The 14933-nt window shown below is 71.5% G+C and carries 11 protein-coding genes; 4 read left to right on the forward strand and 7 right to left on the reverse strand.

Going from position 1 to position 14933, the window contains the following annotated elements; translation table 11 throughout:
* Window positions 1–55: 55 nt before the first annotated feature.
* The 3 genes from asnB to AC2XR2_RS34335 all read right to left on the reverse strand — a co-directional run bounded on the left by asnB (window position 56) and on the right by AC2XR2_RS34335 (window position 4825).
* Window positions 56–1903 carry an asparagine synthase (glutamine-hydrolyzing) gene (gene asnB, locus AC2XR2_RS34325; RefSeq protein WP_491517156.1) on the reverse strand — a complete coding sequence of 616 codons (1848 nt, stop codon included), beginning with the start codon at window positions 1901–1903 and terminating at the stop codon, window positions 56–58.
* 239 nt (window positions 1904–2142) lie between these two features.
* Window positions 2143–3870, reverse strand: a complete 1728-nt coding sequence (locus AC2XR2_RS34330) for an MFS transporter (protein ID WP_491517157.1) — start codon at window positions 3868–3870, stop codon at window positions 2143–2145.
* A gap of 199 nt (window positions 3871–4069) precedes the next feature.
* On the reverse strand, window positions 4070–4825 hold the full coding sequence (locus AC2XR2_RS34335) for a TetR/AcrR family transcriptional regulator (RefSeq protein WP_381308162.1): 756 nt from the start codon (window positions 4823–4825) through the stop codon (window positions 4070–4072).
* A 182-nt stretch (window positions 4826–5007) separates the two neighbouring features.
* Here AC2XR2_RS34335 and AC2XR2_RS34340 point away from each other — a divergent pair, with 182 nt between their 5' ends.
* A complete protein-coding gene (locus tag AC2XR2_RS34340) occupies window positions 5008–7122 on the forward strand; it encodes an MMPL family transporter (protein ID WP_491517158.1) in 2115 nt (704 codons plus the stop codon).
* Between the two features lie 91 nt (window positions 7123–7213).
* On the opposite strand, the gene AC2XR2_RS34345 is transcribed toward AC2XR2_RS34340, so the two are convergent.
* A complete protein-coding gene (locus tag AC2XR2_RS34345; RefSeq protein WP_381299997.1) occupies window positions 7214–7423 on the reverse strand; it encodes an acyl-CoA carboxylase subunit epsilon in 210 nt (69 codons plus the stop codon).
* Between the two features lie 40 nt (window positions 7424–7463).
* On the reverse strand, window positions 7464–9056 hold the full coding sequence (locus tag AC2XR2_RS34350) for an acyl-CoA carboxylase subunit beta (protein WP_491517159.1): 1593 nt from the start codon (window positions 9054–9056) through the stop codon (window positions 7464–7466).
* Window positions 9057–9219: 163 nt separating this feature from the next.
* On the opposite strand from AC2XR2_RS34350, the gene AC2XR2_RS34355 reads away from it, so the two are divergent.
* Complete coding sequence (locus tag AC2XR2_RS34355; protein WP_381300000.1) at window positions 9220–9471, forward strand: DUF6059 family protein; 252 nt, start codon at window positions 9220–9222, stop codon at window positions 9469–9471.
* 84 nt (window positions 9472–9555) lie between these two features.
* Window positions 9556–10161, forward strand: coding sequence for a response regulator transcription factor (locus AC2XR2_RS34360; protein WP_381300092.1), 606 nt, complete (start codon window positions 9556–9558; stop codon window positions 10159–10161).
* Window positions 10162–10239: 78 nt separating this feature from the next.
* Here AC2XR2_RS34360 and AC2XR2_RS34365 read toward each other — a convergent pair whose 3' ends face one another.
* Window positions 10240–11256: a sensor histidine kinase gene (locus AC2XR2_RS34365; protein ID WP_449353351.1), complete on the reverse strand. Its 1017-nt coding sequence runs from the start codon at window positions 11254–11256 to the stop codon at window positions 10240–10242.
* A gap of 532 nt (window positions 11257–11788) precedes the next feature.
* Entirely contained in the window at window positions 11789–13915 is a 2127-nt protein-coding gene (gene glgX, locus AC2XR2_RS34370; RefSeq protein ID WP_381300003.1) for a glycogen debranching protein GlgX, read from the reverse strand.
* Window positions 13916–14111: 196 nt separating this feature from the next.
* Between glgX and AC2XR2_RS34375 the strand changes: the two genes are divergently transcribed.
* Window positions 14112–14933 (forward strand): Tat pathway signal sequence domain protein, encoded by an 822-nt coding sequence (locus AC2XR2_RS34375; protein ID WP_381300004.1) that lies wholly within the window; start codon window positions 14112–14114, stop codon window positions 14931–14933.

The following is a 14933-nucleotide window of genomic DNA, read 5'->3' on the forward strand; positions in this document are numbered from 1 at the left end:
TCGGTTCCTCTCTGATCTGACGGTGGTCCGGTGGCTGTCCGGCGCGGTGACGGGTTCAGAGCGCCAGCCGCACGCCGTAGTGGCGCAGCCACTGGTCGAGGGAGAGCACGGTCTCGGCGTCCGTGCGGATGATCCAGTTCTCCGGCGGCCCGCCCGGCCGGTCGAGCAGCTGACGCACGGCCGCCCGGTCGAGCAGCGGGCCGACCGGGGCGTCCCGGTCGTCGGCGAGTGCGCGCAGGTCCTCGACGACGGTCTTCTGGTAGCCGGGGTCGATGGCGATGGGGAAGGGGCTCTTGCGCCGCCGTAGCACCGATTCGGGCAGCACGTCGTCGGTGGCGGCCCGCAGCAGGCTCTTCTCCCGGCCGTCGAACGTCTTCATGGCGTTCGGGACGTTGAAGACGTAGTCGATGAGCCGCGTGTCCGCGTACGGCATGCGCAGCTGGAGCCCAACCGCCGCCGCCATGCGTTCGCTGTGCGCGAGCTGGTTCTCGGCCCAGCGGGTGAGCTGGAGATAGGTGTACTGACGGGCGCGGCGCTCGGCGGCGGGCAGCGAGTGAGGCAGGTCCAGCTCCTCGCGGGCCTCGCGGCAGCGGTCGACGGCGTAGCCGTGCACGTCCAGCCGGGTCAGCAGGTCGTCGGAGAGCAGCCCGCAGCCGAGGGCGTGGCGGGCACCGTGCCGGCGGGCCAGGGCCACCCAGGGCAGCGGTTCGCCGCCGGGCTCCTCCTCGTCGCTGAAGACGTTGCCTCCGAAGACCGAGTCGGCGGTCTCGCCGGACAGCACGATCCGGGTGTGTTCGCGGACCGCCCGCGACAGCAGGTAGAGGGAGGTGTTCATGTCGCCGTACGTGCTGGGCAGATCCCGCGCGCGCAACGCCGCCCGGCGGACCACGGGGTCCGTCAGCTCCTCGGTGTCCAGCACGATGTCGAAGTGCTCCGCGTCCACCCGGTCGGCGACGTCCCTGACGAACCGGGTGTCGGGCGTCGAGCGGATGACGTCGGGCTGGAACTGCTCGTCGTAGCCGGTGAAGGTCACGGTGTACGTCTTCTGCGGCCGGCCGGGCCGCAGCCGGTCGGCGAGCCCGACCATGGCGCTGGAGTCCAGGCCGCCGGAGAGCATGGAGCTGACCGGACCGTCGTGGGCGATCTGGTCGCTCACCGACCGGCCGAGCAGCTCGCGCACGGTCTCGACGGTGGTCGGCAGGTCGTCGGTGTGCTCCCGGTAGGTCATGCGCCAGTACGGCAGCGTCCGGGTGCCGTTGCGGCCGACGCGTACGACGGTCCCGGCCCGCACCTTGCGCAGGTCGCGGTAGACGGCGTGCTCCGGGCTGCCCGCGTAGGTGAGGATCTCCAGCATTCCCTGGGCGTCGACGACCGGTTCCACCGCGCCGGTGGCGAGGATGGCCTTGGCCTCGGATCCGAACAGCACACCGCCGGGGACCGGTGCGTAGTAGAGCGGGGTGAAGCCGAGCCGGTCCCGGCCGAGCAGGAGTTCCTGCGACCGGATGTCCCACAGGGCGAAGGCGAAGACACCCTCCAGCCGTTCGACGAAGGCGGGCCCCCACTCCAGGTAGGCGTGCAGGACGGTGCGTTCCTGGCTGCCGGCGGCGGCGTGGCGGTGGCCCCGGGAGGCGAGTTCCGCGGCGAGGGAGCGGGTGTTGGTGAGCAGCCCGGCGAAGGCGACGGCCGCGACGGGGGTGCCGTTCGCGTCGGCGACCGTCCACGGCTCACGGACGGTGGGGCCGTCGGCGGCCAGGACGCGCCGGGCGAGGGCGGCGTGGCCGTCGGCCCACAGCTCTTCGGCGTCGGGGCCGCGGTGGGCGAGCTCGGCCGCCATGGTCCTCACGGTCGGGAGCCAACTGGTCAGATCCCTGCTGTAGTCGACCCACCCGGCGATACCCGACATGAACTGCCTCCTGATGTGGCTCGGCACTGACGTGAGCTCGATCGTGTCCGCCCCGACTGGAGGCGGGATGGGAACCGGCTCGAGCCGCGGGTGGCCTCGTGCTTTGGGGGCTGGAGGGCCGGGCCTGGGCCGCGGGCCGTGAGTGGCACCGCACTCGGAGCAGGGGCGCATGCCGCACCGCGTACAGGAGGAGGGCCGGCCGTTCGGCCGGCCCTCCTGGGCCTGGAGAGGGGGGCGGGTCAGCCCGCAGTGGTGTCCGGGACGTGGCCGCGGGCCCGTCGGGGGAGCAGCCAGGCCAGGACGAAGGTCAGGGCGAACAGCCCGACCTCGATCCACAGGGTCCGCTTGACCGCCGAGGTGAACGCGGTGCCGGTCGCCTCGGTACCGGCGGCACCGACCGCCCGGCCGATCGCGGCGGCCTCGCGGGGCGAACCGGCGGACGAGCGGATCTCGCGCGCCAGCCGGGCGCAGCTCGGAGGGGTCCGGCCCTGGTCCTTGTTGACCGCCTCGTCATGGCTGCACGCGCTGAAGTCGGCGAGGATCGACCGCTGTTGGGCGGACGGTACCGCCGCCGCGGTCAGCGCGGCCCGCACCGGAGCCGCCGAGTCGGTCGCCGCGGTGCCTGCCTGCTGGCCGATGAAGGTGAAGAACAGCGTGGCGACGACGGCGACGCCCACGGTGTTGCCGATCTGGTTGACGGCGTTGAGCATGCCGGAGCCGGAGCCGATCTCCCGGTCCGAGACACCCGCGAGGATGATGTCGAAGAGCGGCGCCAGCACCAGGCCCATGCCGACGCCCGCCACGGTCAGCGACGGCACCAGTTCCATCGAGGTGACCGCGGAGCCGTAGTGCTGGATGGTGAGCACGGTGGCCGCGACCGCGAGGGTCATCAGCGCGGCTCCCGCCTGCAGCACCTTGCGGCCGTACTTCGGGCCGAGCGAGCCGCCCGCCACAGCACCGCCGATCGCCGTGCCCAACGCCCAGGCCCCGATCGTCAGGCCGGTACGCAGGGTCGAGTACCCGAGGCCGATCTGCAGGTACAGGGCGAAGACGAGGAAGAACGCGGCCATTCCGGCGAAGAAGATGACGGTGACCAGCAGCCCGGCCAGGTAGGTGCGGTTGCGGAACAGGCTCAGCTCCAGCAGCGGTGAGCCGCCCGCGCGGTCGCGCCGGCGCTCGTACACCGCGGTCACGGCGAAGACGGGCAGCGAGGCCGCCATGCAGACGAAGGTCCACACCGGCCAGCCGTGCTCACGGCCCTCGATCACCGGGGCGATCAGCATCAACAGGGCCACCACGACCAGCAGCATGCCGATCAGGTCGAGCCTGAGCGGCCGGGGCGACCGGGACTCGCGCAGCAGCGGCCCTGTGGCGAGGAAGGCCGCGAGCCCCACGGGGACGTTGACGAAGAAGATCGGTCGCCAGCCCAGACCGAAGAGATCGCCCTGGGTGATCAGGCCGCCGAGGACGGGTCCGCCGACCGCGGCCAGTCCCATCACCGGCCCGTACATGGCCAGTGCGACGACCTGCTCGCGGCGGGGGAACATGTCGCGGATGACGCCGAGGACCTGAGGCACCATCACGGCGGCGCAGGCGCCTTGCAGCACCCGGCTGCCGATCAGCATCCCGCCGCTGGTGGCGAGCCCGCACAGGGCGGACGCCACGGTGAAACCGAGGACCCCGAGGGTGAACATCCGCTTGCGGCCGTGGATGTCGCCGAGTCGGCCGCCGGTGATCAGGATCGCGGCGAAGGCCAGGGTGTACCCGGCCGCGATCCACTGGATGGCGGCGTAGCCGGTGTGCAGGTCCTTCTCGATGGCGGGTGTGGCGACGTTCACGATCGAGCCGTCCAGCAGGTTCATGAACGACGCGCACATCACGACGATCAGTGCCCGCCAACGCTGTGGATCGGCGGTCTCTTCCCGCTCTTCGGCCGCCCGTTCGGCCGTCTCGTTCTGGGTGGACATCCCGGCCTCCAGAGATTTTGCCCACGCCGCTTGCTGAGCGGCGTTGTTTGAGTGAACATTGTTCATTAGAAAACGCCGTTCAGCAAGCGTACGGCATTCACTTCAAGGGGGCGGTGTGCCCGGACAGCACGCAAGAACCCCGCGGCACGGGCCGCGGGGTTCGCAGGAAGAAGGGCCGGGAGCGGGCCTGGGAGAGGGGTCAGCCCGCCGGGTCGGACGCGGGTCCGGTCAGCCGGGTCAGACCGCCCACCAGCACGTCGAGACCGAACTCGAAGCGGTCGCCCGGGGAGGCGTCGTACATGGGCCCGGCCAGGGTCGTCAGGTTCGGGAACCGCTCGGCCGGCAGCGCGCTGAGGTAGGCGCGGGCCTGCTCGAGCCGCTGCTCGACCGAGGCGCCCTGGGCGTCCGCCTCCCGCCACACGCTCGCCTCGAAGACGGCCGACTTGACGTAGCCGGCGACCAGTTCGGCCGCGTACGCCGCGTCCCGGCCCGACAGACCGCCGGCGGTCAGGATCGCCAGCAGCCCCTCGAAGACCACCACCGCGTTCGGGCCCGACGGAATCTGGCCGAAGGACATCTGCGCCACCGCCGGGTACCGCGACAGCAGCGCCCGGGTGGCCCGGGCGAACTCCTTCACCTGCTCCGCCCAGCGCTCCGGCTCCGGCTCCGGCAGCGACAGTTCGCCCATCACCCGGTCCAGCGTCAGCTGCAGCAACTCCTCCTTATTGCGGACGTGCACGTACAGCGCCCCGGGGCTGACCTCCAGCCGGTCCGACACCCGGCGCATCGTGAGGCGGTCGAGCCCTTCCTCGGTGATCAGCGCGAGGGCCGCGTCCACCACGGTCTCCTGGCTGAGCGGTACGCGGACCCGGCGCGGCGCCCGCTCGGGCTGCAGCCACGGCGGCGTCGGCACACCGGCGGCCTTTCCGGCAACGGGGGGCAGCGGCTCGTCCATGGCCTCGCATCCTACTGCGCGGTCCCGCGAGGTCAGGGAGCCCCTGCGCTCGAGCCGCGCTCGACCGCGCAGGGAGGACGGGCGCGCGCCCCCGCTTCCCCGCCGGAAGGACCGGTGCGCCGCCCTCGCGTCCCCCACGTCCTCCCGCCCCGTCCGTACGCACCTGACCAGGAGGTCTCACCGTGACACCCCCAAGCGGCACCACGCGAACCGGTCGCATCCTCCGCCGGCTGCTGCCGGCGCTCCTCGTCGTCGGCTGGCTCGTGCTCGCCGCCACCACGGGCCCCTACGAGGGAAAGCTCTCCGACGTGGCCACCAACGACGGCCAGGCCTACCTCCCCGCCAGCGCCGAGTCCGTGGAGGCCGACCAGGCGCAGGCCCGGTTCGACCGGACGGCCGAGACCTATCCGGCCGTCGTGGTCTACGAGCGGACGTCCGGCATCACCCCCGCCGACCGCGCCAAGGCCGCCGCGGACGCGGCCTTCGCTGCCCGGCTGCCCCACCTCACAGGTCCGGTGAGCCCGGTGCGGGCGTCCGAGGACGGCCAGGCCCTGCAGTTCACCGTCCCGGTGAGCAACCGGACCCAGTGGGTCCACGACACCGTGACCACCCTGCGGGACCGGGTGCACTCCGGGCCCGGCCCGGTCGTCCACGTCACCGGCCTCGCCGGGCTCTTCGCCGACCTGGGCGCGGCCTTCACCAGCCTGGACGGCACCCTGCTGCTGGTCGCGGTCGGACTCGTGGTCCTGGTGCTGATCCTGGTGTACCGCAGTCCCACCCTGCCGTTCCTCGTCCTGCTGGCCGCCGTGTTCGCCATGGGTCTGGCGGCCGCCGTGGTCTACGCCCTGGCCAAGGGCGGTCACCTCACCCTGACCGGCCAGAGCCAGGGCGTGCTGCTGGTCCTGGTGGTGGGCGCCACCACGGACTACGCCCTGCTGCTGGTCAGCCGCTACCAGGAGGAACTGCGCCGCACCGAGGACGCCCGCGAGGCGCTGACCACCGCCTGGCGGGCGGTGCTCCGGCCGGTGCTGGCCTCCGGCGGCACCGTGGTCCTCGGCACGCTCTGCCTGCTGCTCAGCGGACTCAACAGCAACCGCAGCCTGGGCCCGGTGGCCGCGCTCGGCATCCTCGCCTCCCTGCTCGCCGGACTCACCTTCCTGCCGGCGGTGCTCGCGCTCACCGGACGCGGCACCTTCTGGCCGCTGCGCCCGACCTACGGCAGCACCGGACGTGGCGCGCAGGGTGTCTGGGCCCGGGTGGCCGGGCTGGTGGAGCGCAGGCAGCGGACCGTGCTGGCCGCGAGCGTACTGCTGCTGGCGGTGGGCGCCGCGTTCGTGGGGCAGTTCAGGGCCTCCGGACTCGCCCTGTCCGACGGATTCACCAAGACCACGGACGCCGTCGCCGGACAGCGGGTGCTCGGCGCGCACTTCCCCGGCGGCACGGCGACCCCCGTCACCGTGATCGCCAGGGCCGCGCGGGCCGACGCGGTGGTCACCGCGGTGCGGGGGGTGCCCGGCGTCGCCGCCGTCACCCGCCAGGGTCCCGAGGACGGCCTGGTCTCGGTGAGCGCCGTCCTCGACGTGACCCCCGACGGTCCGGCGGGCGAGCGGGCGGTACGACGCGTGCGTACGGCGGTGCACGCCGTATCCGGGGCGCACGCCCAGGTCGGCGGCTACACGGCCGTCGCCCTGGACACCCGGACGGCCGGCGAGCGGGACCTGAAGGTCGTCATCCCCGCGGTTCTCGCGGTGATCCTGGTGATCCTCGCGCTGCTGCTGCGCTCCCTGGTCGCGCCGCTGGTGCTGGTGGCGAGCGTCGTCCTGTCGTACGCCGCGACCATGGGGGTCTCCGCACTGGTCTTCGACCACGTGCTGGACTTCGCGGGCGCGGAACCCTGGGTGCCACTGCTCGGGTTCGTCTTCCTGGTGGCCTTCGGCGTCGACTACAACATCTTCCTGATGCACCGGGTGCGCGAGGAGGCGCTGCGGACAGGTACCCGGGCCGGCGTCACGACGGCCCTGCGCACCACCGGCGGCGTCATCACCTCGGCCGGCGTGGTGCTCGCGGCCACCTTCGCCGCACTCGCGGTCGTCCCCATGGTGTCGATGGCCCAGCAGGCGTTCATCGTGGCCTTCGGCGTGCTGCTCGACACCTTCCTGGTGCGGTCGCTGCTGGTCCCCGCGCTCACGCTGCGGCTCGACCGGCTCAGCTGGTGGCCGTCCCGGCTCGCGTCGCGCACCGAGCCCGCCGGCTCCGCGGCCGCCCGTCCGGACCGGACCTCACCCGTGGGCGGCTGATCCGCGGCGGGCGCTCGGCACGGCGATGACAGAACGAAGCCGCCGTCCCCCGGCCGGGGCGGGCCGGGGGACGGCGGCGATCCGCGGGCGGTCAGGCGGCCCGGCGCCAGCTGGTCGGGGACCACAGGGCCCGCAGCCGCTCGGCGCGTGACCACCGGTCGACCGACCGGAGGGGGACGGGCGGCGGGAGGGTTCCGGCGAGCCGGGAGAGGAGGACGGCGGTGAGGGCGGCGAGTTCCTCGTCGGTCGCTGTGCCGCTGACGACACGCAGGACCGGCTCGGTGGACGTCGGGACGGACATGGGCGGGGACCTCCTGGGGGACGGGACGGACACGGACGCACTAGAGCGGGGGGTTGCCGTGCTTGCGGTCGGGCAGGTCGGCGTGCTTGGACTGGAGCACGGCGAGGGCGGCGGCGATCACCGAACGGGTCCGCGCCGGGTCGATGACGTCGTCGACGAGTCCGCGCTCGGCGGCGTGGTACGGATGCATCAGCTCGTTCTCATACGCCCTGGTCCGCTCGGCGCGCACCGCCTCGGGGTCCGCAGCGGCGGCGATCTCCCGGCGGAAGACGACCTCGGCGGCGCCCGCAGCCCCCATGACGGCGATCTCGTTCGTGGGCCAGGCGTAGGACAGGTCGGCGCCCACCGACCGGGAGTCCATGACGATGTACGCGCCCCCGTACGCCTTGCGCAGGATCAACTGCACCCGTGGCACGGTGGCGTTGCAGTAGGCGTACAGCAGCTTGGCCCCGTGCCGGATGATCCCGCCGTGCTCCTGGCCCACCCCGGGCAGGAAGCCCGGCACGTCCACCAGGGTGACCAGGGGGATGTTGAAGGCGTCGCACAGCTGCACGAAACGGGCCGCTTTCTCGCTGGCGTCGATGTCCAGCACCCCGGCCAGCGACATCGGCTGACTGGCCACCACGCCGGCCACCCGGCCGTCGACCCGGGCCAGGACGCACAGCACGTTGGCCGCCCAGTGCTCGTGGACCTCGAGGAACTCGCCGTCGTCGACGATCTCCGCGATCACCGCCCTCATGTCGTACGGTCGGTTGCCGTCGGCCGGGACGAGCTCGGTGAGCGCCTCGTTGGGGCGGTCCGCGGGGTCGTCGGTGGGCCGGTACGGCGGGGCCTCGCGGTTGTTCTGCGGCAGCAGGGACAGCAGGTAGCGCACCTCCTCCAGACAACCGCGCTCGTCGTCGAAGGCGAAGTGGGCGACCCCCGACACCGACGCGTGCACGTCGGCGCCGCCGAGCCCGTCCTGTCCGATCGTCTCGCCGGTGACCGCCTGCACCACGTCCGGGCCGGTGAGGAACATCTGCGAGGTCTCCCGGACCATGAACACGAAGTCGGTGAGCGCCGGGGAGTAGGCGGCACCGCCGGCGCACGGGCCGAGCATCACCGAGATCTGCGGGATCACCCCGGACGCCGCGGCGTTGCGCCGGAAGATCCCGCCGTACCCGGCCAGGGCCGTCACGCCCTCCTGGATCCGCGCGCCCGCGCCGTCGTTGAGCGACACCAGCGGCGCCCCGGCGGCGAGGGCCAGGTCCATGATCTTGTGGATCTTCTGGGCGTGCGCCTCGCCCAGCGAGCCGCCGAAGATCCTGAAGTCATGGGCGTAGACGAAGACCGTGCGCCCGTGGACGGTGCCCCAGCCCGTGACGACGCCGTCGGTGTGCGGACGCCGGGACTCCAGGCCGAAGCCGGTGGCCCGGTGCCGGCGCAGCGGCTCGATCTCCTGGAAGGACCCCTCGTCCAGGAGCAGGCCGATCCGCTCCCGTGCGGTGAGTTTGCCCTTCGCGTGCTGTGCCGCGGTGGCCTGCTCGCCGGGGCCGCGCAGCACCCGCTCCCGCATGGCGTGCAGGGCGGCCGTCCGGTCGCGGGTGCTTCCCGTGGCGGCGGTGACAGTGGCCGGTTCCTCAAGGGTGGTCATGCGCAGGACCGTAGGAACCCGGCCTCGGTCCTGGCTCGCGGGCCGCTCGACGCGGATACCGAGTGTTCCTCGAGTCCCGGCTGCCAGGCTCACCCCGCGATCGTGGACCGCACGGCGGGAGGAGCGCGGAGTGCAGCACAGGACTTGGCTTCGACGGTGGAGTATGCGGGCCCTGCGGACCGTCGGCGAGTGTCTCGCCGCGCTGGCCCCGATGCACGGCGTGCTCCCGCCCTTCGACCTCACCCGCTTCCCGCCCGTGCCGTGGGACGTTCCGCCCGGGCCGACGCTGATCCACGGGGAGCCGTCGGCGCCGCCGCCGTACCACCCCGAGCGACTGCGTCCGGACCTGCCGCTGACGGAGACCGAACAGGCACTGGCGAGGGAGCTCTCGGACCAGCGGTGGCCGACGGAGTAGCGCCGACCAGCCTGGCCGGGAGAAAATTCGAACGGCCAACACCGGGCAGCTCAGTCGGCACCACGGGGGAGAGCAGAGCCGATGCTGATTAGAATCGTCCTGGCCGAGGACATGCACATGATCAGGGGCGCGCTGGTGGCCCTGCTGGAGACCGAGGCGGACATCGCCGTCGTCGAGGCCGTCTCCTCCGGTGACGAGATCGTGCCCGCCGTGGCCCGGCACCGCCCCGACGTGGCGGTGCTCGACATAGACCTGCCCGGCACCGACGGGCTGACGGCCGCCGCCGTACTGCACGAACGCTGGCCGTGCACGAAGACGCTGATGCTGACGAACCTGGGCCATCCGGCCAATCTGCGCCGGGCCATGTCGCTCCGGGTGTGGGGCCTGCTGCTGAAGGAGGCGCCGCCGGAACGGCTCGCCGACGCGATCAGGACCGTGGCGTCCGGGCGCCGGGCAATCGATCCGGAACTCGCGCTCGCGGCCTGGGAGAGCCATGAGAACCCGCTCACCGCGCGGGAGATGGAGGCGCTGCGGATGTCCGCCGACGGCGCCGAGGCCAAGGAGGTCGCGGAACGGATGTGCCTGTCCGTGGGCACGGTGCGCAACTATCTCACCGCGGTCGTCACCAAGTTGAACGCGCGCAACCGGGTCGACGCGATCCGGGTCGCCCGGCAGTCCGGATGGCTGTAGAGCCTGCCCTGGCCGTCCGCCGGTCTGTGCTTCCGCCTGGCCGTCCGCCGGTCAGCGCTCCCGCCTCGCCGGCCACGGTCAGTGCTCCCGCGCGTCCCGTCCGGCCGCGGTGCCGACGGGGCCGGCGACACCGGGCGCCGGCGCCAGCGGTACCTCGGCCTCCAGCCGGAAGCGGTGACCGGGCAGGATGCCGGCCCCGAGCGTGCCTCCGATGGCCGCGACGCGGGCGGCCAGGTTGCCGAGCCCGGTACCTCCCGCGCAGCCGGACGAGGTCCCGCGTTCGGGCACCCCGTCGTTGACGAGCGTCAGCACCCCGGACGTCCCCTCGCGCCGCACCTCTATCAGGCACCACCGCACCGCGCTGTGCCGGAGGATGTTGGTGGTGCCCTCCCGCAGCACCGTGCCGAGGACGGTACTGACCGGCGCACTCAGCCCTTCCGCGGCCGCCGCTCCCCGCACCTCGACCTCGATCCCCGCACAGCCGAGCACCGAGCGCGCCGCCGAGAGCTCCTCGGACAGGCTCAGATGCCGGTATGACCGGGCCACCTGCCGTACGTCGGTCAGCGCCTGGCGCGCGACCCCGAGGATGGCGTCGACCTCCTGGTACGCCCGGCCTGGGTCGTCCCGGACCAGCCGGGCCGTCAGCTCGCCCCGCAGCACGATGGTGGAGAGGCTGAAGCCGAGCAGGTCGTGCAGATCGCGGGCGAAGCGCAGCCGCTCCTGTTCCACCGCGAGCACGGCCAGTCCCTCGCGGGCCGCCCGCAGGCTGAGCACCATGTCGTTGAGCCGGGTCAAGCCGTAGACACTGAGCCCGGACAGCAGCGTGGACCCGACGAAGTAGGCGGTGCCGAGGACTCCCGGGTGCTGGCCGGTGGCGATCGCGCCGGTCAGCAGCACCAGCACGGCGAAGCAGCACCAGCTGACCGCGCCGGAGTACAGCAGCAGGATCGCCCCGTCGAGGAATCCCGGGACGCCCAGCCAGCCCGCCCCGAATAAGCACACCGGAGCGAAGGTCAGCGCCGCCAAAGTGATCAGGACCGGGATCCGGCGGCGGGCCCGTCTGCTGTGGCAGCCGGGCCAGCAGAGTCTGACCATGATCGCCAGGGAACCCAGGATGCACAGGATCGCGCCAATGAGGCGATATCTGTCCGGTCTGAGGGCGAGTAGCCAGAGCAGACTGTAACCGCAGATCAAGGCGAAGGCGGCGAGCTGGACGGCATGTGCCAGACGTGGAGCCGGTGAGTTGTCCAGGTCGGAGACACGGCCGGTCGACGGTTTCCCGGGCTGCACCGATTCCATCGTGTATCACCCCTGCACATGACCGGTTTGATTCAAACCATTCAGCGAGTGTGAGGAGTAGTCGCCGGCGGTGAGGCGGCGGCAGCCTGCGGTTACCCCCGTAACTGACGGCTGGAAGTTTAACCTTGACCGGATTATCGCGGCAAGCATGTCTTTAAATCCGTGAAACGGAATAAGTTACTCCGACTGGGGTCCGTCGATTGCTCGTCGAGTTTCTCTTGAGAAACTTTACCTGTCCTCTACCGGTATAAAATTTTTGCTGATCAAACATGCGGGAGGGTGAAGAAATCCCATAATTCTCTGTGGTATTCCTTCACCCTCCATTTGCCTAGACGGGACGCTGGAGCACCGCCATGCTCCGGTCCACCAGGGTCAGCCGGTCCCCGGCCTGCACCTTCGCCCCCGTGCCCGGCGGTACCCCGTCCGGGCGGCCGGTGTCGACCACGACCTGCCACTGCCGGCCGTGGTTGACCGGCACCACGAAGTCCAGCGTCTTCGGCGAGGCGTTGAACATCAGCAGGAACGAGTCGTCGGTGATCCGCTCCCCGCGGGCGCCGGGCTCGGAGATCGCGTTGCCGTTGAGGAACACCGTCAGGGCCGAGGCCTGCGCCCGGTCCCAGTCCCGCTGGGTCATCTCCTTGCCCTCGGGGGTGAACCAGGCGATGTCGGAGAGCTCGTCGTGGGTGCCCTCCACGGGCCGTCCGTGGAAGAAGCGGCGGCGCCGGAAGACCGGATGGTCCTTGCGCAGCCACACCATCGCGCGCGTGAAGTCCAGCAGCTCGCTGCCGAGCCCCGCCGCCTCCGCCGATTCCGGCCAGGTCACCCAGGCGATCTCGCTGTCCTGGCAGTAGGCGTTGTTGTTGCCGCCCTGGGTGCGGGCCACCTCGTCGCCGTGACTGATCATCGGCACGCCCTGGGAGAGCATCAGGGTGGCGATGAAGTTGCGCATCTGCCGGGCGCGCAGCTCCCGCACCGCCGGGTCGTTCGTCTCCCCTTCCGCCCCGCAGTTCCAGGAGCGGTTGTGGCTCTCGCCGTCCCGGTTGTCCTCGCCGTTGGCCTCGTTGTGCTTGTCGTTGTACGAGACGAGGTCGCGCAGGGTGAAGCCGTCGTGGCAGGTCACGAAGTTGATGGAGGCGAGCGGTCGGCGGCCGTCGTCCTGGTACAGGTCCGAGGAACCCGTGAGCCGGGACGCGAACTCCGCGAGTGCCCGCGGCTCGCCCCGCCACAGGTCCCGCACGGTGTCGCGGTACTTGCCGTTCCACTCGGTCCACAGCGGCGGGAAGTTGCCCACCTGGTAGCCGCCCTCGCCCACGTCCCACGGCTCGGCGATCAGCTTCACCTGGGAGACCACCGGGTCCTGCTGCACCAGGTCGAAGAACGACGACAGCCGGTCCACCTCGTGGAACTGCCGGGCCAGCGTGGCCGCCAGGTCGAAGCGGAAGCCGTCGACGTGCATCTCGGTGACCCAGTAGCGGAGCGAGTCCATGATCAGCTGGAGGACGTGCGGGGACCGCATCAGCAGGGAGTTCCCGGTGCCCGTGGTGTCCATGTAGTACCGCTGGTCGTCGGTCAGGCGGTAGTACTGCGGGTTGTCGAGGCCCTTGAAGGACAGCGTCGGGCCCAGGTGGTTGCCCTCGGCGGTGTGGTTGTAGACGACGTCCAGGATGACCTCGATCCCGGCCTCGTGCAGCGCCCGGACCGCCGACTTGAACTCCAGGACCTGCTGGCCGCGGTCGCCCCAGGAGGCGTACGCGTTGTGCGGGGCGAAGAAGCCGATGGTGTTGTAGCCCCAGTAATTGTTCAGGCCCATGTCGACCAGGCGGTGGTCGTTCACGAACTGGTGGACCGGCATCAGCTCCAGCGTGGTCACCCCGAGCTCCACCAGGTGCTCGATGATCGCCGGGTGCGCGAGGGCCGCGTAGGTGCCGCGCAGTTCCTCGGGCAGCCCGGGGTGGCGCATGGTGAGGCCCTTGACGTGTGCCTCGTAGATCACCGTCTCGTGGTAGCCGATCCGGGGCCGCCGGTCGTCGCCCCAGTCGAAGTACGGGTTGACCACGACCGACGTCATGGTGTGCGGCGCCGAGTCGAGGTCGTTGCGCTTGTCGGGCGAGTCGAAGTGGTAGCCGTACACCTCCTCGCCCCAGCGGATCGAACCGCTGATCGCGCGCGCGTACGGATCGAGCAGCAGCTTCGACGAGTTGCAGCGCAGGCCCCGCTCGGGAGCGTACGGGCCGTGCGCGCGGAAGCCGTACCGCTGGCCCGGCATCACGCCGGGCAGGTACGCGTGCCGCACGAAAGCGTCGCTCTCGCGCAGTTCCACCGCCGTTTCCGAGCCGTCGTCGTGCAACAGACACAGCTCTACTCGGTCCGCGGCCTCCGTGAAGACCGCGAAGTTGGTACCGGCGCCGTCGTACGTGGCACCGAGTGGATACGCCTCTCCAGGCCAGACCTGCATGGAACGACTCTTTCAGGTGTGCCGCGCCCCGTGTGGCGCCTTGGGCCCGAGTGTCCACGAAAGTGATGGAACCACCTATGACTTACGTCCCTCTTACCGATCGACCAGCGCACAGGACGATCACAGGATCGGACCTGGGCCGAACCATTGGGGCAGACACGTACTCCCGGAGTTCGCCGGGGAGTAGGGGGAAGATGTGCGCAAGATAGTGCACCGCCACCTCGGGAAGGTGGTGGCAGGTGCGGCCATCGCGGTGGCCGGGACCGCCGTGATGATCGGGATCACCCTGCCGGGCACGGCGGGCGCGGACGACGACCCGGGGGGCGGCACGACAGCCGCGGGGCAGTCCGCGGCGCAGGCGGGACAGGGTGCGGACGGGGCCGTGGCACCCGGGGTCGTCGAGGAGACCCCGGCCGCCGAGGGCGCGAAGGGCAAGGGCCGCGACCCGCTGACCGACGACGAGATCAAGCGGGTCGAACAGCTCGCCGTGAACCGGCAGATGTTCAACGCCAGTGAGGACGTCGAGGGCGAGCGCGGGCCCGAGCGGCTCACCGTCGACCTCGCCGACCCGAAGGCCGACGAACTGGACGACCCGAACGCGCCCCGGCGCGCGGACGTGACGTTCTACGACTACCGGGACGACACCCTCGTCACCAAGACCGTCGACCTCGACAGCGGCAAGGTCGTCGCGACCGGCACCCAGCACGGCGTGCAGCCGCCGCTGAGCAGCGCCGAGTACGCGGAGGCCGCGAGCCTGCTGATCGCCGACCCGCTGGGCGCGGACCTCAAGGCCGACTACAAGGACGCCACCGACAAGGAACTCACGGACCCGAACCAGCTGCTGCTGACCGGCGCCGTGTACCGGGCGGTCCCGGGCGGCCAGCCGGCCGTCCTTGACAAGTGCGGCGAGCACCGCTGCGTACGGCTGTTCCCGAAGGTCAAGAACGGCCCCTGGATCGACGCCAGGGCCTTCGTGATCGACCTCAGCGCCCGCAAGATCGCCAAGCTCGACAGCTGA

The organism is Streptomyces sp. LS-MS-L19 (assembly GCF_058382285.1).

Bases quoted from the DNA above. Each gene is read 5' to 3' on its own strand.
- asnB (WP_491517156.1), bottom strand. From the start codon at position 1,903: ATGTCGGGTATCGCCGGGTGGGTCGACTACAGCAGGGATCTGACCAGT.
- AC2XR2_RS34330 (WP_491517157.1), bottom strand. From the start codon at position 3,870: ATGTCCACCCAGAACGAGACGGCCGAACGGGCGGCCGAAGAGCGGGAA.
- AC2XR2_RS34335 (WP_381308162.1), bottom strand. From the start codon at position 4,825: ATGGACGAGCCGCTGCCCCCCGTTGCCGGAAAGGCCGCCGGTGTGCCG.
- AC2XR2_RS34345 (WP_381299997.1), bottom strand. From the start codon at position 7,423: ATGTCCGTCCCGACGTCCACCGAGCCGGTCCTGCGTGTCGTCAGCGGC.
- AC2XR2_RS34350 (WP_491517159.1), bottom strand. From the start codon at position 9,056: ATGACCACCCTTGAGGAACCGGCCACTGTCACCGCCGCCACGGGAAGC.
- AC2XR2_RS34355 (WP_381300000.1), top strand. From the start codon at position 9,220: ATGCGGGCCCTGCGGACCGTCGGCGAGTGTCTCGCCGCGCTGGCCCCG.
- AC2XR2_RS34365 (WP_449353351.1), bottom strand. From the start codon at position 11,256: ATGGTCAGACTCTGCTGGCCCGGCTGCCACAGCAGACGGGCCCGCCGC.
- glgX (WP_381300003.1), bottom strand. From the start codon at position 13,915: ATGCAGGTCTGGCCTGGAGAGGCGTATCCACTCGGTGCCACGTACGAC.